This window comes from Vibrio sp. MOR3, from assembly GCF_001557775.1.
GTDB lineage: Bacteria > Pseudomonadota > Gammaproteobacteria > Enterobacterales > Vibrionaceae > Vibrio > Vibrio jasicida.
This window is the reverse complement of sequence record NZ_LNRD01000003.1, coordinates 430,718-447,376: the sequence shown is the minus strand read 5'-3', so window position 1 is coordinate 447,376 and position 16,659 is coordinate 430,718. Positions and strand designations below refer to the sequence as shown.

The 16,659-nt window shown below is 45.1% G+C and carries 12 protein-coding genes; 6 read left to right on the top strand and 6 right to left on the bottom strand.

Annotated elements, in window-relative coordinates; genetic code table 11:
- The first annotated feature begins 468 nt into the window (after positions 1-468).
- Positions 469-3,261: a DNA polymerase I gene (polA, locus tag ATB76_RS09410; protein WP_061035063.1), complete on the top strand. Its 2,793-nt coding sequence runs from the start codon at positions 469-471 to the stop codon at positions 3,259-3,261.
- Between the two features lie 757 nt (positions 3,262-4,018).
- Here polA and yihA read toward each other — a convergent pair.
- Positions 4,019-4,681, bottom strand: coding sequence for a ribosome biogenesis GTP-binding protein YihA/YsxC (gene yihA / locus ATB76_RS09405; protein WP_038870014.1), 663 nt, complete (start codon positions 4,679-4,681; stop codon positions 4,019-4,021).
- A gap of 159 nt (positions 4,682-4,840) precedes the next feature.
- On the opposite strand from yihA, the gene ATB76_RS09400 reads away from it, so the two are divergent.
- The 5 genes from ATB76_RS09400 (at position 4,841) to hemN (ending at position 9,468) form a co-directional block, all read left to right on the top strand.
- Positions 4,841-5,458 (top strand): c-type cytochrome, encoded by a 618-nt coding sequence (locus ATB76_RS09400; protein ID WP_038877007.1) that lies wholly within the window; start codon positions 4,841-4,843, stop codon positions 5,456-5,458.
- 756 nt (positions 5,459-6,214) lie between these two features.
- Positions 6,215-6,853, top strand: coding sequence for a class I SAM-dependent methyltransferase (locus ATB76_RS09395; RefSeq protein ID WP_038877099.1), 639 nt, complete (start codon positions 6,215-6,217; stop codon positions 6,851-6,853).
- The gene (yihI, locus tag ATB76_RS09390) at positions 6,853-7,395 is read left to right on the top strand and encodes a Der GTPase-activating protein YihI (protein WP_038870017.1); all 543 of its coding nucleotides are present in this window, start codon (positions 6,853-6,855) and stop codon (positions 7,393-7,395) included. Before ATB76_RS09395 ends, yihI begins: the two co-directional genes overlap by 1 nt.
- A 7-nt stretch (positions 7,396-7,402) precedes the next feature.
- The gene (locus tag ATB76_RS09385) at positions 7,403-7,891 is read left to right on the top strand and encodes a DUF2489 domain-containing protein (RefSeq protein WP_038870019.1); all 489 of its coding nucleotides are present in this window, start codon (positions 7,403-7,405) and stop codon (positions 7,889-7,891) included.
- 185 nt (positions 7,892-8,076) lie between these two features.
- Positions 8,077-9,468, top strand: a complete 1,392-nt coding sequence (gene hemN, locus ATB76_RS09380; RefSeq protein ID WP_038870022.1) for an oxygen-independent coproporphyrinogen III oxidase — start codon at positions 8,077-8,079, stop codon at positions 9,466-9,468.
- A 69-nt stretch (positions 9,469-9,537) separates the two neighbouring features.
- Here the strand turns inward: hemN and add are convergent, their stop codons facing one another.
- The 5 genes from add to ATB76_RS09355 all read right to left on the bottom strand — a co-directional run bounded on the left by add (position 9,538) and on the right by ATB76_RS09355 (position 16,574).
- Positions 9,538-10,542 carry an adenosine deaminase gene (gene add, locus ATB76_RS09375; RefSeq protein WP_038870023.1) on the bottom strand — a complete coding sequence of 335 codons (1,005 nt, stop codon included), beginning with the start codon at positions 10,540-10,542 and terminating at the stop codon, positions 9,538-9,540.
- Positions 10,543-10,693: 151 nt separating this feature from the next.
- On the bottom strand, positions 10,694-13,240 hold the full coding sequence (locus ATB76_RS09370) for an EAL domain-containing protein (RefSeq protein ID WP_061035062.1): 2,547 nt from the start codon (positions 13,238-13,240) through the stop codon (positions 10,694-10,696).
- A gap of 112 nt (positions 13,241-13,352) precedes the next feature.
- Entirely contained in the window at positions 13,353-14,756 is a 1,404-nt protein-coding gene (gene glnG / locus ATB76_RS09365) for a nitrogen regulation protein NR(I) (protein ID WP_038870027.1), read from the bottom strand.
- A 59-nt stretch (positions 14,757-14,815) separates the two neighbouring features.
- Positions 14,816-15,862, bottom strand: a complete 1,047-nt coding sequence (gene glnL / locus ATB76_RS09360; RefSeq protein WP_061035061.1) for a nitrogen regulation protein NR(II) — start codon at positions 15,860-15,862, stop codon at positions 14,816-14,818.
- 130 nt (positions 15,863-15,992) lie between these two features.
- A complete protein-coding gene (locus tag ATB76_RS09355) occupies positions 15,993-16,574 on the bottom strand; it encodes a DUF4124 domain-containing protein (protein WP_061035060.1) in 582 nt (193 codons plus the stop codon).
- Between the last annotated feature and the right edge of the window lie 85 nt (positions 16,575-16,659).

Sequence of the window (16,659 nt, the reverse complement as noted above, 5' to 3'; positions counted from 1 at the left end):
CATTCTCCCCAGAACTTGCACTAATTCTTTTTGACACGACATTGCTCACATTGCTTCCAGTGTAATTTATAGCTTCTTGGTTAAGCTGCCATACAAATGGAAATAGCTTTACCACTTCTGCTAGGCGACCCAATTGGGTCGCTTTTTTCTTTTCTGTGATTTCTAATTGACGCCTCTATCGGCAACTTTTCCACATGTCATGATCATTTCAGGATCGTTGATCTTGTCTTTTGTTTTAAAATAATTACCATTAAAACAATGGTTTATATTTGTTTTTTTCTGTCTTTATTTCCATGGGATAACCAGTGGATAATTTCTATAAACAGAGTTATCCACAGTGGGAGGTGTTTTTCGTGAATAACATCGGAAAATTTCCGCGAACTTGATCGAGCGAACAAGATAGATTCGGATCAGCAGTCATGGCATTCTAAGCAGATCTATTAAGTACTGATTTGGATACAGACAATTATGGCAAGTATTCCTGAAAATCCGTTGATTCTGATCGACGGTTCTTCTTATCTATATCGCGCTTTTCACGCTTACCCAGGCACGATGAGTAACGGTGAAATTCCAACTAACGCAGTTTACGGTGTGGTGAACATGTTACGCAGTATGATGCGTCAGTTTGCTTCGGATCGCATTGCGGTGGTTTTCGATGCGAAGGGTAAAACCTTCCGAGACGATATGTACCCAGAATACAAAGCGAACCGTCCACCAATGCCGGATGATCTTCGTTGCCAAATTGAGCCACTGCATAACGTCATTCGAGCAATGGGTCTGCCACTGATCTGTATTCCTGGCGTAGAAGCTGATGATGTTATCGGAACTTTGGCTTATCAAGCATCACAACAGGGCATGCCGGTTTTGATCAGTACAGGCGATAAAGACATGGCTCAGCTTGTCGATGATAACGTCACCTTGATCAATACCATGACTAACGTCGTGATGGATCGTGAGGGGGTGATTGAGAAGTTTGGTATTCCACCAGAGCTGATCATCGATTACCTAGCGTTGATGGGCGATAAAGTCGACAACATCCCCGGCGTTCCGGGTGTTGGTGATAAAACTGCAACTGCACTTCTGCAGGGGATCGGCGGTCTAACTAAGCTGTATGAAAACCTCGACGATATCGCTGCGCTTGGTTTCCGTGGTTCCAAAACCATGGCGAAGAAGCTTGTGGACAACAAAGACGATGCGATGATGTCTTATGAGTTGGCAACCATCAAGTTGGATGTGGATCTGGAAGAGACGCCAGAATCATTGCTAAAAGCAGAGCCAAGCACAGATGAGCTGATCAAACTGTACGGTCAGTTGACGTTCAAGTCTTGGTTGAATGAGTTATTAGAAGGCGGCACAGGTGTCGTAGAAGCGGATGAATCAACCGGCGCAGTGCGTGGTGGTTCTGCTTCATCTAAAGCAGATATGGACACCTCAGCAGTAAAAATCGACCGTAGCCAATACGAAACCATCCTGGATGAAGCTTCATTTAATGCTTGGTTAGATAAACTAAAAGCGTCTGAGTTATTTGCGTTTGATACCGAAACCGACAGCCTAGATTACATGGTGGCAAACCTAGTAGGTCTATCATTTGCGACCGATGAAGGCATTGCGGCTTATGTACCAGTGGCCCATGACTATCTAGATGCGCCTCAGCAACTTGATCGTGATTGGGTACTCGAACAGCTTAAGCCAATTCTTGAAGATGAAGCTCAATCGAAAGTTGGTCAAAACTTAAAATACGACGCATCTGTGCTAGCTCGCTACGGCATTGAGATGAAAGGTATCAAGCACGACACTATGTTAGCGTCTTACGTTTACAACAGCGTAGGTGGCAAACATGATATGGACAGCTTGGCACTGCGCTTTCTACAACACAGCTGCATTTCATTCGAGCAAATCGCAGGTAAAGGTAAGAATCAACTGACCTTCAACCAAATCGATCTGGATGAAGCTTCACCATACGCCGCGGAAGATGCGGACGTGACACTTCGTCTACATAACCGTTTGTTTGCCAACATCGAGCAAGATGAGAAGCTAAAAACCGTATACGAAGAAATCGAAATGCCACTTGTACCAGTGCTGTCTCGCATTGAACGCACAGGTGTACTGATTGATGACATGAAGCTTAGTGCGCAGTCGGTAGAGATCGCCGCACGTCTGGATGAGCTTGAGCAGAAAGCCTATGAGATTGCAGAGCAAGAGTTCAACATGAACTCACCGAAGCAGTTGCAAGCACTTCTGTTTGAGAAAATGGGTCTGCCAGTCATCAAGAAGACACCATCAGGGACGCCTTCTACTAATGAAGAGGTGCTGCAAGAACTGGCTCTGGATTACCCACTACCAAAACTGATTTTGGAATACCGTGGTCTGGCGAAGTTAAAATCAACGTACACCGACAAATTACCGAAGATGATTAACCCATCAACGGGCCGTGTGCATACTTCTTACCACCAAGCGGTTACTGCAACGGGACGTCTATCTTCAACCGATCCTAACTTGCAGAACATTCCAATTCGTAACGAAGAAGGTCGTCGTATTCGTCAGGCATTTATTGCACCGACGGGATATAAGATCTTGGCAGTCGACTACTCTCAAATTGAATTGCGTATTATGGCGCACCTGTCAGGTGACCAAGCGCTGCTTGATGCGTTCCGTGATGGTAAAGATATCCATGCAGCAACGGCGGCAGAAATCATGGGTGTTTCTATCGACCAAGTCTCAAGTGAACAGCGTCGTCGTGCAAAAGCGGTTAACTTTGGTTTGATTTACGGCATGAGCGCATTTGGCTTAGCAAAACAGCTCGGTATTCCGCGTGGTGAAGCGCAGGCTTACATGGACAAGTACTTCGAACGTTACCCTGGTGTAATGCAGTACATGGAAGACACGCGTAGTACTGCTTCTGCACAAGGTTACGTAGAGACGATTTTTGGTCGTCGTCTGCATCTTCCAGAAATTCAATCTCGTAACGGTATGCGTCGTAAAGCTGCTGAGCGTGCCGCGATTAACGCGCCGATGCAGGGTACCGCTGCGGATATCATCAAGAAAGCGATGTTATTAGTGGATGAGTGGATTCAGCAAGAAGGTAATGGTCGAGTGAAACTTCTCATGCAAGTGCACGATGAATTGGTTTTTGAAGTTGAAGAGTCTTCTTTGTCCGAAATTGAAAATAAAGTACAGAATTTGATGGAATCTGCAGCAGAACTGAAAGTGCCTCTAGTGGCAGAAGCAGGTCACGGTGATAACTGGGACCAAGCACACTAGTCACTTTTAAATCAATTTTACTAATTAAATATGAGCCAGCGCACAAACGCTGGCTTTTTTGTGCTAATAAAAAAGCAATTCAATTGTGAGAATTATTGTTGCTTAATAAAACTTTCATGAAAAAAAATTACAAAAATTCTTTGCAAATCTGACCAATTGTTGTACATTATCTCTCGTAGGGTACAGAGGTAAGATGTTCTATCTTTCAGACCTTTTGTTTCACGTTATTGGATTAGGCTGATTCAGCCGCCCCAGTCAGTTTTTGACTGGGGCGTTTTTTATTGGGCGAAAGGAAATTTTTCTTTTTGATCAATAAGTTAAAATAGTCCACAAAAATGCACTTCTTTAGACCTCTCTAAGTTACTGTCAAATCTAGCTTTTTCATTCCAATTTATTGCGTTATTCATGCTGTAAATTTACGCCAGTCACACTATTATTTTTTCTCGAAAGAAACTAAGTTATGTCTTTTTGATGTTCTGCTTAACTTAACTATATGAATAATAGGGCTATTGTGTCGTGTGGGTGAGGATGTTTGGTTTGAGGTAGAAGATAAGATTGCTTTTTAACCTATTGAAATCGAATCTCAGTTCAGTAATGCTTCGCCACATAACAATAATTACCAATTTTTCTCTCCCGTTATCCCTGCCAGGAAGGTGGGGATTTTTATTGCCTGAAATTCACCTTTCTTGCCCCCAGATAAGCAAAAGCCCCACCAAAAGGCAGGGCTGTGTCGAAAAAATTTAACAAATTTTGTTAATTATTCTTCGTTGCTCTCTTGAGCGTCATCTTGTTCGTCTTCTTCAAGAAGGTGTGCGATTGCCGGTGCAAACCAAACGTCCAGTTTGGCACGAAGCTGATCAACTCCCAGACCTTTCAATGAAGAGAACACATCAACCGATACATCGCCACCAAACGTCTCTGCTTGTTTGCGAATTTTCAGTAGTACCTGTTTACGAGCGCCGCTTTTTAGCTTGTCAGCTTTAGTCAGCAGTACTTGCACAGGGATGCGGCTGTCGATTGCCCAGAAAATCATTTGCTGGTCGAGATCTTTCATTGGGTGACGAATGTCCATTAGAACCACGAGACCTTTTAGACACTCACGTTTCTGTAGGTATTCACCTAATGACTTTTGCCATTTGTTCTTCATCTCAACCGGTACTTGAGCGAAGCCGTATCCTGGCAAATCGACGATATGACAACCTTCTTGTACTTTGAAAAGGTTGATCAATTGAGTACGACCTGGGGTCTTTGATGTCTTCGCTAGACTTTTTTGGTTAGTCAGGCGATTCAGTGCACTCGATTTACCAGCGTTTGAGCGTCCTGCAAACGCAATTTCGACACCTTCGTCCTCCGGTAAGTGACGAATATCGGGTGCGCTGGTGATGAAATGCGTGTTTTGGTAATGAATTTTTACGCTCACTGTTAACTCCATCTCGACTTTGTGTAGTCGATTGATTACTTTTTTGTGAAATTGTGTAAAATAACCGTGCTCGGCATAAGGTCGCCTATTGTACCATGAGTGTACGCGGTATGTTCACATTCCGTGGTACTGGAAGCTTGATAATTATAATGGAATGTCATGAAGAAATTAGCGCTAATTTTGAGTCTTTTAGCCAGTTGCTCAGTATGGGCCCAAGGTAATATTGAAGCTGGTAAAGCAAAATCACAAACCTGTGTCGCCTGTCACGGAGCAGATGGTAACAGTGCACTAGCAATGTACCCGAATCTTGCAGGCCAACACGCTAAGTATCTTGAGAAGCAATTAAAAGATCTAAAACTAGGTATGACTAGTGGTGGTAAACAAGGTCGTTACGATCCTGTAATGAGTGGTATGGCTATGCCACTAAGTGATGAAGACATCGCGGATCTATCTGCTTACTATGCCTCTTTACCTATTGCAGAGAGCTCAACCCCTGAAAATGTGGTCGAGCAAGGTAAGGTACTTTACACCGCTGGTGATGCAGAGCGTGGTCTAACCGCATGTATCGCGTGTCACGGTCCTCGTGGTAACGGCACTGAGCTTTCAGGTTTCCCTAAAATTTCTGGTCAGCAAGCTGACTACATCAAAGCTCAGTTAGAGAAGTTCCGTGATGGTGCTCGTGGTAATGATATGAATGCCATGATGCGTGACATCGCAAAGAAAATGACAGACGAAGACATCGAAGTTCTGTCGAAATACGTTGGCGGTCTGCACTAAGCCCCTACACCGCGTTCGAGCAAAGTTATACAGGAATGCCCCAACTATTGGTTGGGGCATTTTTGTTTGTGGCTTTGTGTGATCTCGATCTTATTCAATGTTAAACATAAAAGTGATAGATAGCTTGAAGCCTTGTGAGACATTTGCCATACGTGATCGATGCGATTTCTCTCTATAACTTTTAAGTTATTGATAAAATGGGTTATTTATTTATGGCAAAAAATTAGTGTCATTAATTGCTTTTGGTGACTTGTTGGTTTTTACGAAACCCGTAAAGTAGATGGTGTTCACAAGGAGTGAACCTCAGGAATTTAGACCATGGATATAAGGTCTCCAAGGACGCAAGCGAAGGACGTTTGGTAGTTGGAAAAGGGACTTAGATAGGCAAGGAGCCTATCAGATATGGATGGTCATCTAGTCTAACGGTTAAGACAGCGAAACGGATCAGGCTTCAGGAAGTAGCTCAGTAAACAGGAAGTGAAAGGATAGCCAAAACTCATCAGGAAGATGAAGAACAACACTTTTTGGCAGGGAAAGCTTGAAAAACAAAAGGATTCTTGGTGCACCAGATGTGTGCAACACAGTTTCGCCACTTATTCGTGGCATTCAGAAAGCGACAGTCTCACTGTCGCTTTTTTTATATTCATTTTTGCCAATCAAAGTTTTTTAACAAAAACTGCTGAAAAAGTATCCAGCAACACTCCAATCTGTGTCCACTTTCTGGTATGTTTCGCATCCCTGTTTGAGGAAGTCAGCATGCACACCTGTCCTTTATGCCAGAATCAGCGCACTCACCACTTTTTTGAAGATAAGCGACGCGAGTATCTTCAGTGTGAACAGTGCAGTTTGGTATTCGTCAATCCAGACCAACGTTTGGATGCGAAAACTGAAAAAGCTCACTATGATCTGCATGAGAACAATCCTGAAGATATGGGATATCGACATTTTTTGTCGCGAATTGCTGACCCAATCGCAGAGCGAATTTCACCACAATCGAACGGAATCGACTTTGGTTGTGGTCCAGGCCCTACGCTTTCATTAATGTTAGAAGAAGCGGGGCACAACATGGCGTTGTATGATCTTTACTATCACCCTAATACATCGGTGTTAGAAAAGCAGTATGACTTCATGACAGCAACAGAGGTGATCGAACACCTCTACCACCCCGATGTGGTGTGGAAGCAATGGTTGAATTTAGTTAAGCCAGGTGGCTGGATAGGCCTGATGACGAAAATGGTCATCGATGTAGAAGCCTTTCAATCATGGCATTATAAGAACGATCCTACTCACGTGGTGTTCTTTAGCCGTGAAACGTTCCAGTTCCTAGCTGAGCGGGATAAGCTCGAACTCGAATTTATTGGTAATGATGTAATTTTACTGAGGAAAGCCCAGTAATGAGCCGTAGTAAAAAATCTAGAAAGCCAGGTGCAGCAGGCGCACCTGAGTTTGTTGTCACTCGTAACCGCACAGAATCTGACGTTGAAGGCCGTCTACGCAAGCGCGCTAAAAAGCGTAAAGGCTTGAAGACAGGTAACCGTAACTCAGAAGTGAATGAACAGAAGAAGCAATCGGCTGCCCAAAATCGTGATCCACGTTTAGGTAGTAAGAAGAAAATTCCTCTGATCGTTGAGCCAGCGAAGAAGATGACAAAACAAGAGCGTCGCCTATCGGCTGAGCAAGAGCTAGAGATGCTAGAAAACGATGCGCAATTGAACGTGTTGTTGGATCGCATTGAAGCGGGTGAGAACCTAGGCACGGGTCTACAGAAGTTCGTAGATGAGAAGCTAGATCGCATCGAAAAACTGATGGACCAACTTGGTCTACTTGAGCCGGAAGAAGAGGAAGACTTCACCGCTCCTGCTGCTAAAGGTACTCGCAACGACGATGACCTACTAGCGGATTTCGATGACATCAACTTCGACGACTACAAAGGATAAGTAATTCATGAACGTAACCTTATTAGCGATTGCGGGTGCTGTGATCATTATCGCGCTGGCTTCATATGCAGGTTACCTTCTGCTTCAATTGAAAAAGCAAAAGGAATTGCAGCTGAAGCATAAAAAATTGGCGATCGATAAACGTAACGCCAACATTTTTGAGAACGTGCATACTTTGTGTCAGGCTGGCATTCAAGGCCAGTGTGATTTATCTGAAATCAGCATTCGTGTATACAACATCATGGACTATGTTCAGGGTGAAGACCGTGTGGATTTTGATAAAACGTACCCAGCGATTTCTGAGCTTTACCATATTGTGAAAGATATGGCGCGTGGTGAAGACCGACAGCAACTTGCGAAGAAAGAGCGTATGCAACAAAACTTGGATCGCCATAAAGCAGAGCAGCGCTTGACGGATACGATCGTAGAAGAACTCAAAGTGTTGCAAAAAAACGTCCAGCCACTGAATAACCAAATCAATATTCAGATGATCTAGTTTGTATCCCCAATGGTTTCCTTATTGCTATTGGGGGTATCGTGATCACGCTAGCACTTCTTTGGTTTTATACTTAAAAAGCCACCTGCGGTTACCGTTGTTGCCTTTGTCATATGGCAAAATAACGACCTCTGAATATTGGGTAACGATTTTCGTTGCCCTCGCATTTAACGGAAAGTACCACCATGTCGAATCAACATACTGAATCGAAGCAGCAAATTGTCTGGGATCAAGCGGTATTGGATAAGTACAACTATTCCGGTCCTCGCTATACGTCGTACCCAACGGCGCTGGAGTTTCATGAAGCATTTACCATTTCAGACTACGATATGGCATGCACTCAATACCCAGATCGTCCGTTATCTTTGTACGTTCATATTCCGTTTTGCCACAAGCTTTGCTACTACTGCGGCTGTAACAAGGTCATTACTCGTCATTCGCACAAAGCAGACGAATACCTAGACGTACTGGAGCATGAAATTCGTCAACGCGCATCGTTGCTTGGTGAGCGTACAGTCACTCAACTGCACTTTGGTGGTGGTACACCAACTTTCTTGTCTGAAAAACAAATCACTCGTGTGATGGATTTATTGCGCCAAGAATTTATCTTTAATGCGGACGCTGAAATCAGTATTGAGGTGGATCCGCGTGAAATCGAACTAACCATGCTGGATCATCTGCGCAGTGAAGGTTTCAATCGTCTGAGCATTGGTGTTCAGGACTTCAATAAAGAAGTTCAGCAGCTTGTGAATCGCGAGCAAGATGAAGAATTTATCTTTGCAATGGTCGCACGCGCCAAAGAGCTTGGCTTTCGTTCAACGAACCTCGATCTAATTTACGGCTTACCGAAGCAAACGAAGGTATCCTTTGCTAAAACACTTGAGCAAGTGTTAGAAATGCAGCCGGGTCGTTTATCTGTGTTTAACTACGCGCATATGCCTCAGCTATTTGCTGCGCAGCGTAAGATTAAAGACGAGGATTTGCCGAAAGCTGAAGAGAAGATGGCGATTCTGCAAGACACGATCGCGACACTTACGGGAGCTGGCTACCAATTCATCGGTATGGACCACTTTGCGATGCCAGATGATGAACTTGCCGTCGCCCAGCGTGAAGGTATTTTGCACCGCAACTTCCAAGGCTACACCACGCAAGGTGAGTGTGATTTGGTCGGCTTTGGTGTTTCTGCGATTTCCATGATTGGTGATGCGTACGCGCAAAACCAAAAAGAGTTGAAGAAGTACTATGCTCAAGTGAATGACTTGCGTCATGCACTCTGGAAAGGGGTTTCTTTAGACTCAGATGATTTGCTACGCCGTGAGGTGATTAAGCAGCTTATCTGTAACTTTAAACTGGATAAGAAAGCGATTGAGTCTGAGTTTGCAGTGAAGTTCGAACAGTACTTCAAAGAAGATCTACAGCTTCTACAAACTTTCGTTGATGACAAGTTAGTAGAAGTGGATGAGCGTGAAATTCAGGTGACACTTCGTGGTCGCTTATTGATTCGTAATATCTGTATGTGCTTCGACAAGTACCTACGAGCGAAAGCGCGTCAGCAGCAATTCTCTCGCGTTATCTAAGCTCTCAATAGATTCCGGATATAAAAAAATGCCAGCAAATGCTGGCATTTTTTATGTCTTTCGTGGCAATTAAACGCGATCTTTCACTTTCTCTTTCAGTTCAGTTTTTTCTGCATCTGATAGGAAAGCGATGTCTAGACCGTTGATTTGCGCTTGGCGAATTTGCTCTTTAGTCAGACCTGCTGCTGGTGCTGCCACTTCGTATTCGTATGGCAGTTCAATACCTTCAACTGCTGGGTCGTCCGTGTTCAGACACGCCAGCACACCGTGCTCTAGGAATTGCTTAAGCGGGTGGTTAGCTAGCGATTCAACCGTACTCGTTTGGAAGTTTGACGTCAGGCAAGATTCAATACCAATGCGGTTTTCTGCTAGGTAATCCATTAGTTTAGGATCGTGAATCGCTTTTACACCATGACCGATACGAGTTGCACCTAACTCTTGAATTGCCTGCCACATGCTTTCTGCGCCCGCCGCTTCACCCGCGTGAACAGTAACACTTAGGCCTGCATCACGGACTTGCTTGAAGTGAGAGACAAAACGGTCACCTGGTTGGCCAAGCTCATCACCTGCTAGGTCAACGGCTACGATGTGATCTTTTTGGCTCAGGATACCATCCAGCTCTTGCTGACAAGCATCAGTACCAAATGTACGGCTCATAATGCCAATCAGGTTCGCCTTGACACCGAAATCACGCATACCCGCTTGCACACCATCAACCACGGCTTCCACAACGCCTGCCACTGGCAGTTTGTGTTTCATCGCCATGTAGTATGGTGAGAAGCGAAGTTCAGTGTAGTCGATTTGTGCGTTTAGAGCGTCTTCTACGTTTTCATAAGCGACACGACGACATGCGTCTAGATCGCCCAGTACTGCCACACCCCAGTCAAGCTTAGAAAGGAAAGCAACAAGAGATGGCTCAGCTTCAACAATTTGAACGTGTGGAGTAAGAGACTCAATATCATAAGCTGGTAGCGCAATACCAAACTGCTGACCAAGCTCAAGAATAGTCTTAGTGCGAATGTTACCGTCAAGGTGACGGTGCAAATCAGTCAGGGGAAGATTCTTAGTTATCATTATGTCGATCCGGGTTGTATGTTGTGAACAGGAACTCAGCCCAAACATTATCGATGACAATACATGGGGAAGATTTGCAGTTAAGTATAAATAACAGTTAGGTAGATTGTCAGTAGATGATGACTAGGAAATCAACGATTTCAGCTCTTTTCTACTTCATGTTAACCAAATGTGTTGGCCAGTCTTCCAGCGGTAATGGGCGGCTATAGTAAAAACCTTGTACTTGGTTACAACCTAATGCGCTAAGCAGCTTTGCCTGCGTGGCTGTCTCTACGCCTTCTGCAACGACATTGGTTTTCATGCCTTTGGTGATGTTAACTATCGCGGCAACAACAGAGCTGTCGAGGTCTTCTTCAGTGAGTCGGTTGATAAAGGTGCGATCTATCTTCAAGCATGTAAATGGTAGCGCATGAAGGTACGCTAAAGATGAGTAACCAGTACCAAAATCATCAATGGCAATCCCTAATCCCATTTGACGCAGTTTGATCAGGTTATCCAATGTTGTTGGTGCACTATCAATGATACGAGACTCAGTAATTTCTAATGTGACATTATTGGCTGGCAATTGAGTCGTTTTCAGGACGCTGCTGACGGTGTCGACAAAGTCAGGACAAGAGAGTTGGTTTACTGAGACATTCACATGCAATTGGAAGTTCTCAGGCCACTGTTTTTTGTCGATGGCTTTACGTGTGTCACGGCATGCTTGGAAGAGTATTTGTTGCCCTATTGCTTTGATCATGCTGCTTTCTTCTGCGATCGGGATGAAATCTAATGGAGAAACCATTCCTGATTCACTGTGCCAACGAGCTAAAGCTTCTGCGCCACAAATGTTGCCGCTTGCCAGATCGACGATAGGTTGATAGTAGGGCACGAATTCACGATTATCGATGCCCGTCTGAATCTTGGCCTGCATTTGAGTGCGGAACTTTGAGGCGCTGGCCATTTCTGGACTGTAGTGACAAACGCTAGCTAGCGAATCTTGCTTCGCATAGCTTAAGGCGATGCTTGCGTTGCGTAGCCACAGTGACATCGATTGCTCTGATTTTGTTCTGACTACCCCTATCGAAACCTTGATTACTACTGTTTCACCATCGAGTATGAAAGGCGCAGCAAGCAATTGCTGTAAGCGTCTTTCCATTAAACGAATATCAACGTCGCTGTGCATGTTTGGCATAAAGACCGCAAACTCATCACCACCAATACGAGCTAGCGTCGCTTCTTCTTTCAACTGTTGCTTAAGGCGCTCTGCAACATGGATCAGGAGCTGATCACCATTGTGATGGCCGACACTGTCGTTGATATCCCTAAATTTGTTGATCCCAATAAGATACAAACTGCCTTGCTCTGCATGTGAGTTGTTTTCACTGACTTCAATGAGTCCTTGGCGGCTGTAGAGACGGGTTAATGAGTCGAATTCGAGCTGCTCTCGCAACGCTTTGAATGACGCTTTTAGATTACTGGCCATTTCATTAAAGGCTTGTACAAGGATGGTGGTTTCGTAGACATAGCCAGGGCGAGGCATCGTACTGTCCCAATCCCCTTTAGCCAGATGCTGCGCTGCTGTAGCGGTAGCATTGATAGGACGAGTGACGCGATTGAAGATCAGTAGACTGACAACGATGCCAAATAGACTCACTAAAAAGCCAACCATCCAGCTCCTTTGTTGGCTCTTGGGCAAGGTGCCGAGTAATTCACTCTCAGAGATGGAGGTGCCGATAAACCAAGTTAAGCCATTGCTGTCATGATAAGGCGTGATACGACTAAAAGTGCGCTGACCATTAAAGTCGAATTCGAACGTATAGGGTTTATCAGTGTAATTCAACACCTGTCCGCTAACTCGAGCAGCACTCATTTTTATGATTGGGTCGGCACTCTCTGATGCAAGCAAACGCTGGCCCTTATCGGAGAACTTAGTACCCCATGAAATCACACTGCCTTGTCCTGAGTGAGCAACTAAACGATGCTGTTGGTCCATGATATAGACGGAAGCATTGGTCTCTTGCTTTAACTCTTGTAAGAACTGATTGAAAGTGTTGATGCGTATATCTGTGACCAAGACGCCAGCAAATGTACCCATTTCGTAAACCGGTGTCATCGCAGAAAGAGTGATGTCTTGACGCTCATCAGCATTGGCATAAATCGATGACCAATGGGCTTTATGGTCTTGTGCTACGGGTTGATACCAAGGGCGAGTTCTTGGGTCATAAGGGGCGATGATAGTACGAATATCATCACTGACTTCTTCACTACCATAAATCACCAAACTGCCTTTGGTTCGGTAGTCTTGCACCATCAGGGTATATGCATCGGCTGACTCGCGGCGAAAACCGGTAAAGTCACCCGTTTCTGAGCCAAAAGCGATCACATCGAGTTGCGGTATCGAGTGGTACAGATCTTTAAATGCGCTGAGCAAATAGGATTGAATGTCTTTCGTGTCATTCGGGTGGTAAAGGTTGTGATAACTGACGTTGTGGCCGAGTGCAGCGACGGCGGTAAAAGGTTTGCGTAAGTAATCATTCAAATGGTCGTGAACACTTTCTGTGAGTACAGAAAGTTGTTTATCACTGATGTCGGTAACAACTTCTTCGTAGCTCTGCTTTTGGACGTAAACAATCACACCGATAGCCAGCAAAAAAATCATCACAAAGGGGATGAGAACAGCAGTACGTAGTGTAATTTGAGTCGTCGCGTTAGACATTGCCTAGTCACAAAAGGGATGGTGTGCCGTAATTGTACTGACATTTAGGTTATCAAGCGAGATGAAAAATTTGCGCTTGATAACCATGCTCTAACGTCGTGACCGCTCGAAATCAGTACAGCTCTTTTAACTTTCTGGTTAAGGTATTGCGTCCCCAACCTAGTACTTTAGCGGCATCTTGCTTGTGACCTTTAGTATGTTCTAACGCAGCTTCCAATAAAATGCGTTCAAATTCTGGTAAAGCGAAGGAAAGTAGTTCTTTATCCCCAGCTTCTAACGCATGGCGTGCCCAGTCCGCTAATTGTTCTTGCCAACTGCCACTGCTTGTCTCGGTGATGATTTTTTTCTCTTCCAATAATTCTGCGGGCAGATCGCTTGGTAGCACTTCACTACCACTTGCCATTACGGTTAACCAACGACAAATGTTTTCTAATTGGCGCACGTTACCCGGCCAATCAAGACGATTAAGAATGTCGACAGAAGAAGGGTGCAAGGCTTTGGTTTCGACACCGAGCTCATCAGCCGCACGAACCAAGAAGTGTTGCGTTAACTTTTCGATGTCTTGTTTACGCTCTCTTAGCGCGGGGATTTGAACTCGAATAACGTTCAAGCGGTGGAATAAATCCTCACGGAAATCGCCTTCGTGGACCAATTTTTCTAGGTTTTGGTGGGTAGCGGCGACAATACGAACGTCGACTTGAATGGGTGAGTGGCCACCCACTCGATAAAACTGACCGTCGGCTAAAACACGTAATAAGCGAGTTTGAATATCTAATGGCATATCACCAATTTCATCCAAAAACAGCGTGCCACCATTGGCTTGCTCAAAGCGACCTTGGCGAACACTGTTTGCGCCAGTAAATGCGCCTTTTTCATGGCCGAACAATTCCGACTCAATTAAGTCTTTTGGAATCGCGGCCATATTGAGAGCAATAAAAGGTTTGTTGGCGCGCGGACTATGGCGGTGCAGAGCATGAGCTACCAGTTCTTTACCTGTACCTGATTCGCCGTTGATCAAAACGGAAATGGAAGAGCGAGATAGGCGACCGATGGCGCGAAACACTTCTTGCATCGCCGGTGCTTCACCGATGATTTCTGGTGTGTCGGTTGGAATCTCTTCTGGGAGCAATTGCTCACGTTTGTTTTCTTGGCTGTGGGCTATTGCACGTTCAACCAGAGTGAGGGTTTCATCAATATCAAATGGTTTTGGCAGATATTCGAATGCGCCTTTTTGGTAAGCATTTACAGCGGCGTCTAAATCCGAATGTGCCGTCATGATGATGACAGGTAGATCAGGATAGTCATGCTGAACTTGCTTTAGTAGCTCTAGTCCGTCGATACCCGGCATACGGATATCCGAAACCAACACGTCTGGTACTTCGCGCTCTAGCGCCATCAGTACACTTTCCCCGTCCGCGTAGGTTTCGCATTTAATGTTGGCTGATGAGAGTGTTTTCTCCATCACCCAGCGAATCGAACTGTCGTCATCGACGACCCAAACATATCCTTTACTCATGTATAAATCCTTGCAGCGAAAGCCTAAAAACTGACGAATACCAAAACCATTTAGCGTGGTCAGATTGGCAAATAAATCGTAAAAGTGGTGTGACCAGGCCAGCTTTCGACATCAATCTTGCCGTTGTGCTGGTCGATCAGGTTTTGTGAGATAGACAGTCCGAGCCCTGTTCCACCTTCACGGCCACTGACCATGGGATAGAACAACGTATCTTGTAATTCTGGTGGGATACCCGGACCGTTATCGGTGATTTCTATGCGAGCAGCGAGTTTGCAGCGTTGGCCGTGAATATTGGCTTGGTGCACCGTTCTGGTGCGTATGGTGATTTTACCGTGTTCTTGGTGAGACAGTATTTGTGCGGCATTACTAACAATATTGAGCATCGCTTGCTCAATTTGGTCTGCATCCATTAGCAACTCTGGCAAGCTTGGGTCGTAATCGCGTTCAACTACAACCGAATGCTGAGATTCCAGCTCAACCAATTGGCGTACCTTCTCCAACACTTGGTGAAGGTTCTCTTGCGTTTTCTTACCTGGTTTTTGTGGCCCAAGTAGGCGGTCTACCAAGGCTCTCAGGCGATCTGCTTGTTCAATGATGATATGCGTATATTCGGTTAGAGACGGATCGGCCAGCATTTTCTCCAATAGCTGTGCCGCGCCGCGTAGACCGCCCAGTGGATTCTTGATCTCATGTGCTAAGCCTCGCACCAACAACTTAGCCGCTTGTTGTTGAGCGTGTTGATTAAGCTCTTGAGTGAGTCGGCGTTGTTGATCTATCTTGCGCATCTCAACCAACAGCATTAATTGTTTTTGCCATGTGATTGGGCTGACGGTGACCTCTAACATTAAAGGCCGGCCATCGACAACAAAGGTAACGTCGCTGTCGGTAATACTTTGACCGCTTTGTAGTGGCTGGGTCAGTAAAGCCAGATCCAAAGACGCATGTTGAATCAATTGAGACAGTGATTGCTCGACAATGCGCTTAGCGCTTTGTGAAAACAGCAACTCAGCCGAAGGGTTGGCATAACGTACCGCCAATCCATCATCGAGAATCAACGTCGCTGTCACCATGTTATTGAGGATGGCACTGGAGAGACTAGTATCCACATTACGTCCTTGTTTGCGTTGTGATTGTGCGCTGCACTATATTGGTGCAATAGAACGTAAGTATGGCGAATAAATCTCAGAAGAAAAAGTGAAAAGCAGCGCGAGCGTGCGTTTTTTCTCACTTAATATTCTACTTTGCCCCTTTAATGGTCGGCTTGATACTCGCTCTATGTAAATGCACAGTTATAGGGCTAGTAGATGCAATAAGCTTGCCGCTTCTTTTCGCTTGTACCGCAAGGGTGTGAGTACCACGGTCAATGTTGCTGAGTTGCCAAGTGAGGCGGCTTTGAGGGGCTCCATAAGGCTTGCCATCAAGGATGAGTTGCAGTTGCTCTCCAATCCCTAGTTTGCGGTTGGCATCCAGTTGGATGTTGATTAACCCATTGTTACTTCTTATGGTTTCGTCATGTTGAGGTGTGATCATGGATAGGGAAAGCGGCACAGGTTTTTCGGTTTTTGCTTTCGGTGTATCAGCAGTCTCTTTTGGTACGCTGGCTTGAGGTGTTAAAGACTCCGTACTTTGTACCCGAGGAGCAGGTGCACTAGCCTCTAGGTTGGGAAGTGAAATGGTTTTTGCACCTTGATAGGGGGTGTCACTAAAGTGGATGACCCCGTCCTTATCTACCCAAGTGTAAGCGACTTGGGCACCAGCGGTCGACGCCATCAGCAAGGTACTGAGCGCGTACAGGGTTGGTAAAAGCTGAACTTTCATTGCTCACCTTCTTTTGATCGATGATTTCACGTTTCGGTTGCCTAGAACCTTGATCCATAAAGATAAAAGATTCAGGCGTATTTTT